Consider the following 15136-nt stretch of genomic DNA (forward strand, 5'->3'; position numbering starts at 1 on the left):
TCCTCCCACGTCCGGGCTCCGGACCCGGCCGCCGGTCCACAGGCCGGACGGGACACCGCGTAACCGGCCCGGAACCGAGCCGCTCCTAGCGGGCGGCGAGCGCGTGCTCGCCGGCCTTGCGCATGGCGTCCAGGGGGGCCGGGCTGCACCCCGTCATCTGCTCCACCTGGAGCACCGCCTGGTGCACCAGGAGGTCGAGGCCGCTGACGACGGCCCCGCCGTACGCCGACCAGCGGGCCGCGAGGGCCGTCGGCCACGGGTCGTAGAGCACGTCGAAGAGGGTGGCGGGCCGTTCCGGCACCGCCGAGGAGAGCGCGTCGGTGGTCCCGGCCGGGGTGGTGGCGACGACGAGCGGGGCGTGCAGGGCCTGTGCGGCGTCCGCCCAGTCCGCCGTCCGCACCTCGATGTCGAGCCGTTCTCCCCACTGCCGCATCTCGGCGGCGCGCGCCTCGCTGCGGACGTAGGCGACGACCTCGCCGGTGCAGATACGAGCCAGTGCGGCGAGCGCGGAGGAGGCGGTGGCGCCGGAGCCGAGGATGGCCGCCGAGTCGACCTGTTCGATGCCGTGTTCCCGCAGGGCGGCGACCATGCCGGGGATGTCGGTGTTGTCGCCGACACGGCGCCCGTCCTCGGTGAACACGACCGTGTTGACCGTGTCCACCGAGGCCGCGGTGTCGCTGATCTCGTCGAGCAACGGGATGACGGCCCGCTTCAGCGGCATGGTCACCGACAGCCCGGCCCACTCGGGGCCGAGTTCCGAGAAGAACCCCGGCAGGGCGGCCTCGTCCAGCTCGAACCGGTCGTACGACCAGTCCGTGAGGCCCAGTTCCCCGTAGGCGGCGCGATGCAGCGCCGGGGAGAGGGAGTGGGCGATGGGCTTGCCGAGCACCGCGGCCCGACGGGTCTCAGCTGCCCGAGCTCTCATTGAACTTGTCCTTGAGCTTCTGGAATTGAGCGTGCGTCTTGGCGAATTCCGTCTTGTTCACACCGTCGGTCGCCACGAAGTAGTACCAGCCGTCGTCTGTCGGATTCAGCGCCGCCTTGATCGCCTGGTCACCGGGATTGTCGATCGGTCCGGGCGGCAGGCCCTTCCGGGTGTACGTGTTGTACGGGTCCTTGTTGCTGTTGATCTCCGACTCGCTGATGTTGATGTTGCTTTCTTTTTGCAGGTAGTTGAAGGTCGAGTCGAACTGCAACAGCCCGTAGGTCTCCGGGTTCGCGAGGTTCAGACGGTTGTAGACCACCTCCGCCATCTTGCGGAAGTCGTCCTCGGTCTTGCCCTCGGCCTGGATGAGGCTGGCCACCGTCAGGACCTGCAGCGGGTTGTCCAGCTTCAGCGCCTTGGCCTTCGACGAGAGGCCGTACTGCTCGTACTTCTTCGCGGCCTGGTTCACCATCGGCTTCAGGACCGTTTCGGGCTTCATGCCCTTGGCGGCGGGATAGGTGCCCGGGTAGAGGAATCCTTCCAGCGGATCCTTTATGTCAGTGTTGTCGTTGGCCCAGTCCGGCAGGCCGAGGCTCTTGTACTTCTTCTCGGCGGCCTTCTGAGTGGTGCCCGCAGACAGATCGAGTTGCTCGTCGATCGATGCGTAGACCGCCAGATTTCGCTCGCCCGGCCTGACCAGAACGTTGTTCTGGCTCTCTGGATCCAGCATCATCTCGACGGCACTCGCGGCGGACATCTGCGTCTTCAGGAGATAGGCACCGGCCTGAAGCGTCTTTCCCTTGGAGTTCTCCTCCTGGGCGGCGACGAACGCGTCGACGCTCTTGACCACGCCCGCCTTCTTCAATGCCACCCCGATGTCGGATCCGAAGGCGCCCTTGGGGATCACGACCGTGACCATTTCGCTGGTGCCGTCGCCCGCGTAGTCCGGGGCCGAGCCGAAACGATCCTTGTAGAACTGGTAGCCGAAATACCCGACTCCGCCCAGTCCGCCGCCGAACACCAGCAGGACCACCAGACAGGCGCAGCCGCTACGGCGCTTCTTCTCCTTGCCGCCGCCCTTGCCCCGCCGGTCACCGCGTCCACGGCGGTCATCCGACTCGTCGCCGTCATCACCGGCGTCGCCCGCGAAGAAGGCGTGTTCGCCCTGGTCGGGGCCGGGGTCCCAGTCGGTCTTGGGAGGCTCGGGCTCGGCGGCCCGACGTGCGGGCGGCTCCGGCGGAGGGTAGGCGTCCGGGGCGCCGTAGGGGTCGGACTGTTCCCCGCCGTACGCCATGTTCTGCTGTCCGTACGGGTCCGACGCGTCGGTGTACGGGACGTTCGGGTGCGTGCCGCTGTCCCAGCCGCCGTTGCCGTACTGCTGCTGGTTCTGCTGGTTCCCGTACTGCTGCTGGCTCTCGTACTGCTGCTGGCCCTGCTGGTTCGGATACTGCTGTTGGTGCTGCTGGGCCGCGTACCCCTGCTGGTCGTACTGCTGCTGGCCGTCGTACTGCTGCTGCTCGCCGTACTGCTGCTGGTACTGCTGCTGCGCCTGACCGTAGGCGGCCTGCTGACCGTTGCCCCAGCCACCATTGTCGTACTGCGGCTGCGGCTGCTCCGGATACTGCTGCGGCTGGCCGCCGTAGGGGGACTGCCGGCCCGTGGGCGCCTGCTGTCCGTCCCATCCGTCCCCGTACAACGGGTCCTCCGGATGCCACGGTTCGGAGCCTTCGCCCCGGCCATACTCAGTCATCGATCCCCTAGAGCCGCGAGGTGGCGGTCGCCCGGCCCGGCTCCCGTCCCGCCTCTCTTTGTGCGGTGGCTGTTCGAATGCCGCCGCATCGCGCGGAACGTTACCGTATCGCGATCAGATGACCACTTCGACGCCTTCGCCGGGTGCTTTACCTGACACTCGTTCGGATTCCAGCGCCTGTTGAAGGATGATCACGGCTGCTGCCTGGTCGATGACCGATCTGCCCTTCTTGGTCTTCACGCCTGAGGCGCGCAGTCCCTGACTGGCCGTCACGGTCGTCATCCGCTCGTCGAGGAGTCTCACCGGCACCGGGGCGATGCCCTTCGCGAGCTCCTGGGCGAAGCCGCGAACCTTTACCGCAGCAGGGCCCTCGCCCCCTTTGAGGGAGCGGGGCAGACCGACCACGACCTCGATCGGTTCGTACTCCTCGACCAGCTGCCTCAGCCTACGGTGAGCTGCCGGGACGTCCCGCCCGGGGACCGTCTCCACCGGGGTGGCGAGGATCCCGTCGGGGTCGCACGAGGCGACCCCGATGCGGGCGTCCCCGACGTCGATGGCGAGTCGACGACCGCGGCGCATGGCCTGTCCTTCTCCGGTCACTTCGCCGTCTCGGCCACGAGCCGCTCGACGGCCTCGACGGCCTCGCCGACGGCCGCCGGGTTCTGGCCGCCGCCCTGGGCGACGTCCGGCTTGCCGCCACCGCCGCCGCCGAGGGTCTTGGCGGCCGCACGGACCAGCTCGCCGGCCTTGAGGCCGCGCTCACGGGCGGCCTCGTTGGTGGCGATGACCGTGAGCGGCTTGCCGTTGTTGACCGTGAACAGGGCGACCACGGCGGCCCGGCCGCCCTGGATGCGGCCGCGCACGTCGAGGACCAGCCTGCGCAGGTCGTCCGGGGTGGTGCCGTCAGGGACCTGACCGGTGACCACGGCGGCACCGCGGACGTCCTTGGCGGACTCGACGAGACCGGCGGCGGCCTGGAGCACCTTCTCGGCGCGGAACTTCTCGATCTCCTTCTCGGCGTCCTTCAGCTTGCCGAGCATGGCGGAGACCTTCTCCGGGAGCTCCTCCGGGCGGCCCTTGATCAGCTCCTGGAGCTGGGCGACGACCGTGTGCTCACGGGCGAGGAAGTTGTAGGCGTCGACACCGACCAGAGCCTCGATACGGCGCACACCCGAACCGATCGACGACTCACCGAGCAGCTTCACCAGACCCAGCTGGGCGGTGTTGTGGACGTGCGTACCGCCGCACAGCTCCTTGGAGAAGTCTCCGATGGTGACGACGCGGACGCGCTCGCCGTACTTCTCGCCGAACTCGGCGATGGCGCCCTGCTTCTTGGCCTCGTCGATACCCATGACGTCGGCGCGGACGTCCAGGTCGCGGGCGAGCACCTCGTTGATCTTCTGCTCGACGTCCGTCATCACGGCCGTGGGAACGGCGGACGGCGAACCGAAGTCGAAGCGGAAGCGGCCGGGCTGGTTCTCGGAACCAGCCTGGGCGGCCGTCGGGCCGAGGGCGTCGCGCAGGGCCTGGTGGGTGAGGTGGGTGGCCGAGTGGGCGCGGGCGATGGCCGTGCGGCGGCGGTTGTCGATCGAGGCGTGGGCCTTGGAGCCGACGGTGACCTCGCCGACCTGGACGACGCCCTTGTGGACGTACACGCCCGGAACCGGCTTCTGGCAGTCGCGGATCTCGATGACGGCACCGGTGTCCACCTTGATGCGGCCGGTGTCGCCGATCTGGCCACCGCCCTCGGCGTAGAAGGGGGTGCGGTCCAGGACGATCTCGACCTCGTCGCCCTCGGTGGCGGCCGGGGAGGAGGCGCCGTCGACGAGGATGCCGACGATGGTGGACTCGCCCTCGGTGTCCGCGTAGCCGATGAAGTCGGTGGCGCCGGCCTTGTCGGCGATCTCGCGGTAGGCGCCGACGCCGGCATGGCCGGTCTTCTTGGCCTGGGCGTCGGCCTTGGCACGCTCCCGCTGCTCCTTCATCAGGCGGCGGAAACCGTCCTCGTCCACGGACAGGCCCTGTTCGGCGGCCATCTCCAGGGTGAGGTCGATCGGGAAGCCCCAGGTGTCGTGGAGCAGGAAGGCCTTGTCGCCGGCGAGGACCTTGCCGCCGCCGGCCTTGGTCTCGCTGACGGCGGTGTCGAGGATGTTGGTTCCGGCCTTCAGCGTCTTGACGAAGGCGTTCTCCTCGGCGAGGGCGACCTTCTCGATCCGCTCGCGGTCGGTGACCAGCTCCGGGTACTGCTGGCCCATCATCTCGATGACCGTGTCGATCAGGTCCTTGACGACCAGGCCGGTGGCACCGAGCAGACGCATGTTGCGGATGGCGCGGCGCATGATGCGGCGCAGGACGTAGCCGCGGCCCTCGTTGCCCGGGGTCACGCCGTCGCCGATGAGCATCACGGACGTACGCATGTGGTCGGTGACCACGCGCAGGGAGACGTCCGAGTCGTGCGAGTCGCCGTACTCGACGCCGGTCAGCTCGGTGGCCTTCTTGATGACGGCCATGGAGGTGTCGATCTCGTACATGTTCTGCACGCCCTGCAGAATCATGGCGAGCCGCTCCATGCCGAGGCCCGTGTCGATGTTCTTGCTCGGCAGGTCTCCGAGGATCTCGAAGTTGTCCTTGCCGATGCCCTCGCCGCGCTCGTACTGCATGAAGACGAGGTTCCAGATCTCCACGTACCGCTCGTCGTTGACGGCGGGGCCGCCCTCGACGCCGAACTCGGGGCCGCGGTCGTAGTTGATCTCGGAACAGGGTCCGCACGGGCCGGGAACGCCCATGGACCAGTAGTTGTCCTTCATGCCGAGGCGCTGGATGCGCTCCTTGGGCACGCCGACGATCTCGTGCCAGATGCGCTCGGCCTCGTCGTCGTCCTTGTAGACGGTGATCCAGAGCTTCTCCGGCTCCAGGCCGTAACCACCCTTGTCCTGGGGCGTGGTGAGCAGCTCCCAGGCGTACTTGATGGCGCCTTCCTTGAAGTAGTCGCCGAAGGAGAAGTTGCCGCACATCTGGAAGAAGGTGCCGTGCCGCGTGGTCTTGCCGACCTCTTCGATGTCGGGCGTGCGCACGCACTTCTGCACGCTGGTGGCGCGCGACCACGGCGGCTTGACCTCACCGAGGAAGTACGGCTTGAAGGGCACCATGCCGGCGGGGACCAGGAGCAGAGTCGGGTCGTCCGCGATGAGCGACGCCGAAGGGACGACGGTGTGCCCGCGCTCCTCGTAGAAGCTCAGCCAGCGGCGGCGAATCTCGGCCGACTCCATCAGTGGTCCTCATTCCGGTTGTACGAGTACGTCGTCCTGTCACTGCCGACGGACTTCGGGTCGTTGCGGTTCTCGATCGCGGCGTACCGCAGGGGGGCGGGGAGTTCGGGGTTCGCGTTGATCCCCAGCGCCTCCCCCAGCTCGGCCTCCCGCTGGGCCATCCCGTCCCGGACGTCGAGCGCGAAGCCCACCGCGCGGTCCTTGAAGCGGTGACCGGCCTCGAGCGCCTTGTTCGCCGCGCTCGCGGCGAGGTTCTCGGGCGTCAGCTGCTTCAGCTTGCGGTTGACCTTGGTGGTGGCCCAGACACCGGCGGCGACACCCGTGCTGAACCAGAAGGTACGGCGGAACATCGCTGGCTCTCAGTCCTTCTTTTTGCGGAGGTCTCGCTTGTTCCGCCGAGACGCCGTGCGGCCCACGATCACGGTAGGCCTGGACGCCTTGACGGGCACGTCGTCCTTGCGGCCGCCGAGGGCGCGGCGCACGCCGTAGCCGAAGGCCGCGACCTTGACCAGAGGGCCGCCGAACGTGGAGGCGACGGTGGTCGACAGCGCGGAGGCGTTCGACGTGACCTCCTCGACGTCCGACGCGATCGAGTCGACCCGGTTGATCTGGGTCTGCGCGGAACGCACCGCCGCGGAGGCGTCGGCCAGCAACGGGACGGCCTGGTCGGTCACGTCCGCCACCAGCTTGGTGGTCGCCCTGAGCGTCTGGGCCAGCCTCGCCAGCGCGACGGCGAGGAAGGAGACCAGGATCGCCCAGAAGACGGCCACCAGGATCCCGGCCACCTCGCCACCGGACACTGTGTGCACCCGCTCCCTGAAACGTGCCTGCGTATCGAAAAACTCGTACGGCGAGCCTATCGCGCCGGGGATGGCGCTCCGTACCGGATTACCGTCCGCGCGCTGCGACATCGCGCGGCCCGATTGTACGGACCGGATACGGTCACGTTCGCTCCGTGTCCGTGCGCGACCACCGTGCGGCGGTACCCCGGTACGCGGCAATCTCCCCTGGCGCTCGCCCTGTTCGTGGACCGCTCCGCCGAACTCTCCACGTGGACACGGGCGCCCGGCGCCCGCGTCCGGCGACGGTGCACATGCGAGAGCCCGCCGCCTCGCCACCCGAAAGGGCGGGGAGACGGCGGGCCGATGCGCGGGTGGTGCTACGTCCGCCGCTGGGTGATCAGCGGGCGTAGTACTCGACGACGAGCTGCTCGTCGCAGATCACCGGGATCTCCTTGCGGTTCGGCTCGCGGTCCAGGCGGAAGGCCAGGGCGCGGAGGTTCACCTGGAGGTAGCGCGGGGTCTCGCCGTCGGGGGCGAAGCCGCCCTCACGCGCGATCGAGAACAGCGTCTTCTCGCGGCTGCGCTCGCGGACCATCACGACGTCGTCGGGCTTGACGCGGAAGGAGGGCTTGTCGACCTTCTGGCCGTTGACCTCGATGTGGCCGTGGACGACCATCTGGCGGGCCTGGTAGATCGTGCGGGCGATGCCCGAACGCAGGACCAGCGCGTCGAGACGGCGCTCGAGCTCGATGACCAGGGCCTCACCGGTCTTGCCCTGGGTCTTGGCGGCACGCTCGTAGGCGCGGACGAGCTGACGCTCGGACACGTCGTACTGCGCGCGCAGACGCTGCTTCTCGAGCAGACGGACCTTGTAGTCCGAGTTCTGCTTGCGGCCGCGGCCGTGCTCACCCGGCGGGTAGGGGCGGGCCTCGAAGTACTTGACGGCCTTCGGGGTCAGCGCGATACCGAGGGCACGCGACTTCTTGACCTTGGGGCGGGGCTGGTTCGCCACTTCTTTTCCTTTTCCTTTTCGGCTGCCTCAGGGTTACGGGAGGTCGCATCCGCAGCCGGGGAATCCCGACAGGTCCACGAGGGACGTGTCAGGCAGCCGTTCCCCTGTTCTGGGCACATACGTGCAGCACACGAACGGCCCACCGACCGTTCCCGGAACCCGGGTGGTGGTGGGCTGCCCGCGACACCTACGACGGTGCGCGACGCTCCTGGATCAACAGATCCGGCTGGATGTCCCGCCTGAGGCGCCGACCGGAGTCGGACACGGGACGCAGCACTTCGGGTGATTCTACAGGGTGCTCAGGACCGCTTGCGACCGAGGTGCTTGCGGGTCCACTCCACGGCGTCCGCGAACCGGGCCTCGGCTCCGTGCCGGGTGGGTGCGTAGTACTCGCGGTCCTTGATCGCGTCCGGGGCGTACTGCTGGGCGGCGATGCCCTCCGGCAGGTCGTGCGGGTACACGTACCCCTGGGCGTGCCCCAGCTTGGCGGCCCCCTTGTAGTGGCCGTCGCGCAGGTGGGGCGGCACGGCTCCGGCCAGTCCCTTGCGTACGTCCTCCATGGCCGCGCCGATCGCCATGGTCGCGGCGTTCGACTTCGGGGCGAGGGCGAGGGCGATGGTGGCGTGGCTGAGGGTGAGGGCGGCCTCGGGGAAGCCGATCATGGCGACGGCCTGGGCGGCGGCCACCGCGATCGGCAGGGCGTTCGGGTCGGCGAGGCCGATGTCCTCGCTGGCGGAGATCATCAGGCGGCGCGCGATGAAGCGGGGGTCCTCGCCGGCGTCGATCATGCGGGCCAGGTAGTGCAGGGCCGCGTCGACGTCGGAGCCGCGGATGGACTTGATGAGGGCACTGGCCACGTCGTAGTGCTGGTCGCCGTCGCGGTCGTACGTCACGGCCGCGCGGTCCACCGTCTCCTCCAGTGTCTGGAGGCCGATCTCCGTCTCGCCCTTGTCCAGGGCCGCCCCGGCGGCGGCCTCCAGGGCGGTCAGGGCGCGGCGGGCGTCGCCGCCGGCGATCCGCAGCAGGTGCCCCTCGGTGTCCTCGGGGAGGGTGACACTGCCCTTGAGGCCGCGCTCGTCGGCGAGGGCGCGGTGCAGCAGTCCGCGCAGGTCGTCGTCGGTGAGGGGTTCGAGGGTGAGAAGCAGGGAGCGGGACAGCAGCGGGGAGATCACCGAGAAGTACGGGTTCTCCGTCGTGGCCGCGATCAGCGTCACCCAGCGGTTCTCGACGGCCGGGAGCAGGGAGTCCTGCTGGGCCTTGCTGAAGCGGTGGATCTCGTCGAGGAAGAGGACGGTCTCCTTGCCGAAGCCACCGGTGGCCCTGCGGGCTCCGTCGATGACCGCGCGGACCTCCTTGACACCGGCGGTGATCGCCGACAGCTCCACGAAGCGCTTGTTGGTGGCCTTGGAGACCACATACGCCAGGGTCGTCTTGCCGGTGCCCGGCGGGCCCCAGAGGATCACCGAGGACGGTCCGGCCGGGCCGCCCGCGCTCTCGCCGACGAGTCTGCGCAGCGGAGAGCCGGGCTTCAGGAGGTGCTGCTGGCCCACGACCTCGTCGAGCGTGCGCGGGCGCATCCGGACGGCCAGGGGGCTGGCGGCCGGGTCCTTCTCCTGGCGTTCTTCTGCTGCGGCGGTGAACAGGTCGGGCTCCACACCCAAAACCCTATGTCACCCCACTGACAAGCCGCCCTTGGCCGTCGGCCGGCCCCTGACCGGGACGGTCAGCTCATCCAGAAGTCCCACCAGCGGGTGAGGATCAGCATGCCGATGATGCCGATGTGCAGGACGGGCATGACCCAGGTGAACTCGCCGAAGAAGCTCTTCAGCCAGCGCGGGGCGGGCAGGAAGCCGTTGCGGATGTTGAACGACGTCACGTACCAGAACATGATGATCGTGGCGACCCAGGCCAGTGAGCACCACAGGCACAGCGCGTTGATCCGGTACAGCGACTGGAACATCAGCCAGGCGCAGAAGCCGACGCCGAAGAGAGTGCCGGCGTTGAAGGTGAGCCAGTACCAGCGCGGGAAGCGGGCCCGGGCGAGCAGGCTCACGCCGACGCAGATCACGATGCCGTAGCAGACGAGGCCGAGCACCGGGTTGGGGAACCCGAAGACGGCGGCCTGCTTGCTCTCCATGACGCTGCCGCAGGAGACGACGGGGTTCAGGCTGCAGCCGGGGACGAAGGTCTTGCCCTCGACCTTGGCCTCGAGCAGCTTGAACTTGTCGATCGTGATGACCCAGGCGGCCAGCAGACCCGCCGCGCCCGTGATCATCAGCAGCAGGGCGAAGGCCCGGCTGCCGCCCACCGTGCGCGTCACGGCGTCGGCGTCCGCGTCCGACGCCGAGGGGTCGGGCTCGGTGGAGACGTCTTTGACTGTGGTCTTGCTCATCACGCCGATCCGTCTGCTCGAGAGGTGGACCTTCTTCGGCCATCGGCCATTCTGCCGCACGCGGGCGCGTGTCCACTGTTCGGTGGACATAAGGAAGTACGCATGGTCGTCCCGGAACGTTCGGTTCAGGCCGATGATCGATCGCATGACAACACACCCGAAAGAACTCGCGGTGGACGTGCGGGGGCTGCGCAAGCGGTACGGCGACGTGACCGCGGTCGACGGTATCGACCTCGGTATCCACCGGGGCGAGGTGTTCGGCCTGCTGGGACCCAACGGCGCGGGCAAGAGCACGACGGTGGAGATCCTCCAGGGCAACCGTTCCCGGGACGCGGGCGAGGTGTCCGTCCTCGGCGCGGATCCGGCGCACGGCACGCGCGCGTGGCGCTCACGTGTCGGAATCGTCTGGCAGGACGAATCCGCACCCGCGGAGTTGACGGTCGGCGAGACCGTGCGGCACTTCGCCCGTTACTACCCGCGGCCGCGGGACCCGGAGGAGGTCATCGGCCTGGTGGGGTTGGAGACCAAGGCGGGCAGCCGGATCAAGGCGCTGTCCGGCGGACAGCGCCGACGTCTCGACGTGGCGCTGGGAGTGATCGGTGACCCGGAACTGCTGCTCCTGGACGAGCCGACGACCGGTTTCGACCCGGCGGCCCGGCGCCAGTTCTGGGACCTGATCCGCAAGCTGTCCGACGAGGGCACGACCATCCTGCTCACCACGCACTACCTGGAGGAGGCGGAGGCACTCGCCGACCGGCTGGCCGTGGTCAGCAAAGGACGTGTGGTCGCCGAGGGCGAGCCCGCCACGCTGCGGGGGCGGTACGGCACCGAAGCCACCGTCGAGTGGAGCGAGCCGGACGGCGCCCCGCGCGCGGAACGCACCGACACACCCACCCGGACCATCGCCGAGCTGATGCGCCGCTTCGACGGCGAGATCCCGGGACTTCGGGTGAGCCGCCCCACGCTGGAGGACGTCTACCTCCGGCTGACCGGACAGGAGGACGCGCGATGACCACGACCACCGTACGATCCCGGGCCGAGACGACCGGCGAGCGGCTGCCCGGGCCATGGGGACTGGGGCTGCGGCGCGGCGCCCTGGAGCTGAAACAGTTCTTCCGGCAACGCGACCAGGTGGTGTTCACCTTCGCCTTCCCGGTGGTGTTCCTGTTCCTGTTCGCCTCGATCTTCCGCGACGACGTCCAGGACGCCGGCATCACCGCCTCGCAGCTGTACGTCCCGGCGATGATGGCCGCCGGCATCATGTCCACGAGTTTCCAGTCCCTCGGTATCTCCATCGCGATCGAGCGGGACGAGAAGCTGCTGCGCCGGCTGCGCGGCACGCCGATGCCGCCGGCGGCGTACTTCCTGGGGAAGATCTGGCTGGTTCTGGTCACCGGCGCACTGGAGACGGCGATCCTGCTGGCCGTCGGCACGACCTTGTACGACGTCGACCTCCCGTCCGACGCGGGCCGCTGGTTCGACTTCGGCTGGATCTTCCTGCTCGGGCTGACGGCGTGCGCGCTGCTCGGGATCGCGATCAGTTCGGTCCCGAAGTCGGGCAAGAGCGCCAGCTCCGTGGTCGTTCTCCCGTTCCTGGTGCTGCAGTTCATCTCAGGGGTGTACATAGCGATCGACACCATCCCCGACTGGATGCTGAACATCGGTGCGCTGTTCCCGCTGAAGTGGATGTGCCAGGGGCTGCGGGGGGTGTTCCTGCCAGAGTCGGCTCAGGTCCTGGAGCAGACGGGAAGCTGGGAGTTCGGCCGGATCGCCCTGGTGCTCGGGGCGTGGTGCGTCGGAGGATTGCTGCTGTGTCTGCTGACCTTCCGGTGGAAGAGCCGGCGCGCGGGGTGACCGGTCCGGACGACGGCGTCGGCGCCTACAGCTGGGCGCGGTCGTTCAGGATCTGGGACACGTACTTCGCGCTCATCTGGCTGGCCACTCTGGTGTCCGTGCTCGGCACGGACCATCCGGGGCGGCCGGTCCGTGTCGTCGCGGCGGCGCTCCTGGTCCCGCTGGTCCCCCTGTTCGTGTGGGTGGGGCGGCCCGTCCTGCGCGGCGATCCGCCCGAGGAACGGCGGGCCCTGGCGTACCTGGCGGCGGCGGTGGCGCTGTTCCTTCCGTCGGCGATCCTCGTGGGCGAGACCCGGCTGATGACCTTCGCGCTGGTCCCCCAGTGCTTCATGACCCTGCGGATGCGGCGGGCCCTGGAGGCGGTGGCCGTCATCAACCTGGCACCCGTGATCGGTTGGGCCCTGGTGTGGCGGCCCGGCGACCAGGAGGTCTTCTTCAACGGACTGTTCGCCGTGGTGTCCCTCGTCTTCTCGGTGGCCGTCGGTAGCTGGGTCATCCGGATCATCGAGCAGAGCCAGGAGCGGGCGGCGCTGATCGCGGAGCTGGACGCGAGCCGCCATGAGATCTCCCGGCTGTCGACGGCGCACGGCGCCCTGGCCGAGCGGGAACGGATGGCGAGGGAGATCCATGACACGCTCGCGCAGGGCTTCACCAGCCTGCTGATGCTGGTGCAGGCCGTCGAGGCGGAACTCGACCACGACGTGCCGCAGGCCCGCCGCCATCTGGCGCTGATGGACGAGACGGCCCGGCAGAACCTCGCCGAAGCACGGGCCCTGGTCGCCGGGGGCGCCCCCGCCGACCTGGAGGGTGCCTCGCTCCCGGACGCGCTGCACCGGCTGGCCGCCCGTCACGAGGCGACCCTGGAGATCACGGGTTGCGTACGTCCGCTGCCCGCCGGCCCCGAGGTGGTGGCCCTGCGCGCCTGCCAGGAGGCACTGACCAACGCCCGCAGACACGCGGGAAGTTCGACCGGGGTGAGTATGCGCCTGACGTACGCCGACGGTGCCCTGACCGTGTCGGTCCGGGACGACGGCTGCGGCTTCGACCCCAGGACCGTGACGGGCGGCTACGGTCTGGCGGGGCTGCGGGCCCGGGCCACCGAGGTCGGCGGGACGGCTCAGGTGCGCAGCGCCCCCGGCGACGGCACGACGGTGACCGTCCACCTGCCCGTACCGTCCCCGAGGAGCGCATGGTGATCCGGATCATCCTGGCCGACGACCATCCCGTCGTACGGGAGGGCCTGCGGGCGATGTTGAGTGCCGAGCCGGATCTGGAGGTGGTCGCCGACGCGTCCAGCGGGCCGCAGGCGGAGGCCATGGCGGCGGAACTGCGGCCCGACATCGTGCTGATGGACCTGCGGATGCCGGGCGGCGGGGGCGTGGACTCGATCGTGCGGATGAGCGAGGCGGGGCTGCCCTGCCGGGTGATCGTCCTGACGACGTACGAGACGGACCGGGACATCCTGCGGGCGGTGGAGGCGGGGGCGGCGGGCTATCTGCTGAAGGATCTGCCGCGCGGCGAACTGGCCGACGCGGTACGGGCCGCCGCGCGGGGCGAGACCGTGCTGGCCCCCTCCGTCGCCGCCCGACTGGTCGACCAGCTCCGCACCCGGCCGGAGCGGCCCCGGCTCTCGGACCGCGAGACCGCGGTACTGCGGCTGGTGGCGGAGGGCTGCACCAACGCGGAGATCGGGCGTCGCCTGTTCATCGGCGAGTCGACGGTGAAGACCCATCTCCTGCGCGCCTTCGGCAAGTTGGGAGTGGACGACCGAACCGCCGCCGTCACCAGCGCCATGCGGTACGGACTGCTGGACTGAGCGCCCCGCCCCTGGGACGGGACGGGTAGGGGTGCCCGGGGGCGAGAAACACCCCCACGCACCCCGCCCACCTCAGCCCAGCCTCGACTCCAGTTCCGCCACGATCTCGTTCACGCCGATCGCCGTCTGCTCGCCGGACTCCATGTCCTTGAGCTGGACGACGCCCTCCGCGAGGTCGCGTTCGCCGGCGACGACCGTGTAGCGGGCGCCGCTGCGGTTGGCGTTCTTCATCGCGCCCTTGAGGCCCTTGGCGCCGTAGGAGAAGTCCGCCGCGACGCCCACCTTGCGCAGCTCGGTGACCTTCGCGAACAGCACCCGGCGGGCCTCCTCGCCCAGCGGGACCGCGAACACACTGGTCGTGGAGGGGAGTTCGAGTGCGACGCCCTCCGCCTCCAGGGCGAGGACGGTACGGTCGACGCCCAGCGCCCAGCCGACGGACGGCAGCGCGGGGCCGCCGATCATCTCGGACAGGCCGTCGTACCGGCCGCCGCCGCCCACCGCCGACTGCGAGCCCAGGCCGTCGTGGACGAACTCGAACGTCGTACGGGTGTAGTAGTCCAGGCCGCGCACCAGCTTCGGGTCGTCCTCGAAGGCCACGCCCGCCGCGGTGATCAGCTCACGCACCTCCTCGTGGTACGCCTTGCAGCCGTCGCAGAGGTAGTCGCGCAGAAGCGGGGCGTCGGTCAGCTGCTTCTGGACGTCGGGGCGCTTGTCGTCCAGCACCCGCAGCGGGTTGATGTCCGCGCGGCGGAGCGTGTCCTCGTCCAGGTCCAGGCTCCGCAGGAAGTTCTGCAGTGCCTCCCGGTACACCGGCCGGCACTCCTTGTCGCCCAGGGAGTTCAGCAGGATCCGGAAGTTCCTGAGGCCCAGCGAGCGGTACGCCTGGTCGGCCAGGATGATCAGCTCGGCGTCCAGCGCCGGATCCTCGGCACCGATCGCCTCGGCGCCCACCTGGGAGAAGTGGCGGTACCGGCCCTTCTGGGGGCGCTCGTAGCGGTAGTACGAGCCGGAGTACCAGAGCTTGACCGGGAGGTTGCCCGCCTTGTGCAGGTTGGCTTCGAGCGCGGCGCGCAGCACTGACGCCGTGCCCTCGGGGCGCAGCGCGAGCCGGTCGCCGCCCTTGGTCTCGAAGGCGTACATCTCCTTCGTGACGATGTCGGTCGACTCACCGACACCGCGGGCGAAGAGCTCCACGTTCTCGAAGCCCGGGGTCTCGATGTAGCCGTAGCCGGAGTTGCGCAGCGGCGCAGCGATCGCCTCGCGGACGGCCAGGTACGTCGCGGAGTCCGGCGGAATCAGGTCGTAGGTGCCCTTGGGGGCCTTGAAGGTGCTCACG

At 69.5% G+C, this 15136-nt stretch carries 14 protein-coding genes; 4 read left to right on the forward strand and 10 right to left on the reverse strand.

Features of this window, described 5'->3' with window-relative positions; translation table 11 throughout:
* Positions 1-85 precede the first annotated feature (85 nt).
* The 9 genes from OHA64_RS08945 to OHA64_RS08985 all read right to left on the reverse strand — a co-directional run bounded on the left by OHA64_RS08945 (position 86) and on the right by OHA64_RS08985 (position 10130).
* Positions 86-925 carry a shikimate dehydrogenase gene (locus tag OHA64_RS08945; protein ID WP_405610505.1) on the reverse strand — a complete coding sequence of 280 codons (840 nt, stop codon included), beginning with the start codon at positions 923-925 and terminating at the stop codon, positions 86-88.
* Positions 906-2675 carry an endolytic transglycosylase MltG gene (gene mltG, locus OHA64_RS08950; RefSeq protein WP_405610508.1) on the reverse strand — a complete coding sequence of 590 codons (1770 nt, stop codon included), beginning with the start codon at positions 2673-2675 and terminating at the stop codon, positions 906-908. Before mltG ends, OHA64_RS08945 begins: the two co-directional genes overlap by 20 nt.
* Positions 2676-2789: 114 nt before the next feature.
* Positions 2790-3254, reverse strand: a complete 465-nt coding sequence (ruvX, locus tag OHA64_RS08955) for a Holliday junction resolvase RuvX (RefSeq protein WP_405610511.1) — start codon at positions 3252-3254, stop codon at positions 2790-2792.
* 17 nt (positions 3255-3271) lie between these two features.
* Positions 3272-5944, reverse strand: coding sequence for an alanine--tRNA ligase (gene alaS / locus OHA64_RS08960; RefSeq protein WP_405610514.1), 2673 nt, complete (start codon positions 5942-5944; stop codon positions 3272-3274).
* On the reverse strand, positions 5944-6294 hold the full coding sequence (locus tag OHA64_RS08965) for a hypothetical protein (RefSeq protein WP_405610517.1): 351 nt from the start codon (positions 6292-6294) through the stop codon (positions 5944-5946). The genes alaS and OHA64_RS08965 overlap by 1 nt, the downstream gene beginning before the upstream one ends.
* A 9-nt stretch (positions 6295-6303) precedes the next feature.
* Positions 6304-6753, reverse strand: a complete 450-nt coding sequence (locus tag OHA64_RS08970) for a DUF948 domain-containing protein (protein ID WP_405610520.1) — start codon at positions 6751-6753, stop codon at positions 6304-6306.
* A 370-nt stretch (positions 6754-7123) separates the two neighbouring features.
* On the reverse strand, positions 7124-7738 hold the full coding sequence (rpsD, locus tag OHA64_RS08975) for a 30S ribosomal protein S4 (protein WP_067428966.1): 615 nt from the start codon (positions 7736-7738) through the stop codon (positions 7124-7126).
* 299 nt (positions 7739-8037) lie between these two features.
* A complete protein-coding gene (locus OHA64_RS08980; RefSeq protein ID WP_405610524.1) occupies positions 8038-9393 on the reverse strand; it encodes a replication-associated recombination protein A in 1356 nt (451 codons plus the stop codon).
* 68 nt (positions 9394-9461) lie between these two features.
* A complete protein-coding gene (locus OHA64_RS08985; RefSeq protein WP_405610527.1) occupies positions 9462-10130 on the reverse strand; it encodes a vitamin K epoxide reductase family protein in 669 nt (222 codons plus the stop codon).
* Between the two features lie 145 nt (positions 10131-10275).
* On the opposite strand from OHA64_RS08985, the gene OHA64_RS08990 reads away from it, so the two are divergent.
* Genes OHA64_RS08990 through OHA64_RS09005 form a run of 4 tightly spaced genes read left to right on the forward strand, consistent with a single transcriptional unit; the run spans position 10276 to position 13800 of the window.
* Entirely contained in the window at positions 10276-11142 is an 867-nt protein-coding gene (locus tag OHA64_RS08990) for an ABC transporter ATP-binding protein (protein WP_405610530.1), read from the forward strand.
* On the forward strand, positions 11139-11984 hold the full coding sequence (locus OHA64_RS08995; RefSeq protein ID WP_405610533.1) for an ABC transporter permease: 846 nt from the start codon (positions 11139-11141) through the stop codon (positions 11982-11984). Before OHA64_RS08990 ends, OHA64_RS08995 begins: the two co-directional genes overlap by 4 nt.
* Positions 11942-13180, forward strand: a complete 1239-nt coding sequence (locus OHA64_RS09000; RefSeq protein WP_405610536.1) for a sensor histidine kinase — start codon at positions 11942-11944, stop codon at positions 13178-13180. Before OHA64_RS08995 ends, OHA64_RS09000 begins: the two co-directional genes overlap by 43 nt.
* Positions 13177-13800: a response regulator gene (locus tag OHA64_RS09005; RefSeq protein WP_405623911.1), complete on the forward strand. Its 624-nt coding sequence runs from the start codon at positions 13177-13179 to the stop codon at positions 13798-13800. The genes OHA64_RS09000 and OHA64_RS09005 overlap by 4 nt, the downstream gene beginning before the upstream one ends.
* A gap of 72 nt (positions 13801-13872) precedes the next feature.
* Here the strand turns inward: OHA64_RS09005 and hisS are convergent, their stop codons facing one another.
* Positions 13873-15135 carry a histidine--tRNA ligase gene (gene hisS, locus OHA64_RS09010; RefSeq protein ID WP_405610539.1) on the reverse strand — a complete coding sequence of 421 codons (1263 nt, stop codon included), beginning with the start codon at positions 15133-15135 and terminating at the stop codon, positions 13873-13875.
* Between the last annotated feature and the right edge of the window lies 1 nt (position 15136).

The organism is Streptomyces sp. NBC_00076, from assembly GCF_045041235.1.
Taxonomy (GTDB): Bacteria; Actinomycetota; Actinomycetes; order Streptomycetales; family Streptomycetaceae; genus Streptomyces.

What these genes read in the sequence shown, in the direction of transcription:
- ruvX (WP_405610511.1), bottom strand. Translation starts at nt 3,254, where the DNA reads ATGCGCCGCGGTCGTCGACTCGCCATCGACGTCGGGGACGCCCGCATC.
- OHA64_RS08945 (WP_405610505.1), bottom strand. Translation starts at nt 925, where the DNA reads ATGAGAGCTCGGGCAGCTGAGACCCGTCGGGCCGCGGTGCTCGGCAAG.
- OHA64_RS08990 (WP_405610530.1), top strand. Translation starts at nt 10,276, where the DNA reads ATGACAACACACCCGAAAGAACTCGCGGTGGACGTGCGGGGGCTGCGC.
- alaS (WP_405610514.1), bottom strand. Translation starts at nt 5,944, where the DNA reads ATGGAGTCGGCCGAGATTCGCCGCCGCTGGCTGAGCTTCTACGAGGAG.
- OHA64_RS08985 (WP_405610527.1), bottom strand. Translation starts at nt 10,130, where the DNA reads ATGAGCAAGACCACAGTCAAAGACGTCTCCACCGAGCCCGACCCCTCG.
- OHA64_RS08965 (WP_405610517.1), bottom strand. Translation starts at nt 6,294, where the DNA reads ATGTTCCGCCGTACCTTCTGGTTCAGCACGGGTGTCGCCGCCGGTGTC.
- mltG (WP_405610508.1), bottom strand. Translation starts at nt 2,675, where the DNA reads ATGACTGAGTATGGCCGGGGCGAAGGCTCCGAACCGTGGCATCCGGAG.
- OHA64_RS08995 (WP_405610533.1), top strand. Translation starts at nt 11,139, where the DNA reads ATGACCACGACCACCGTACGATCCCGGGCCGAGACGACCGGCGAGCGG.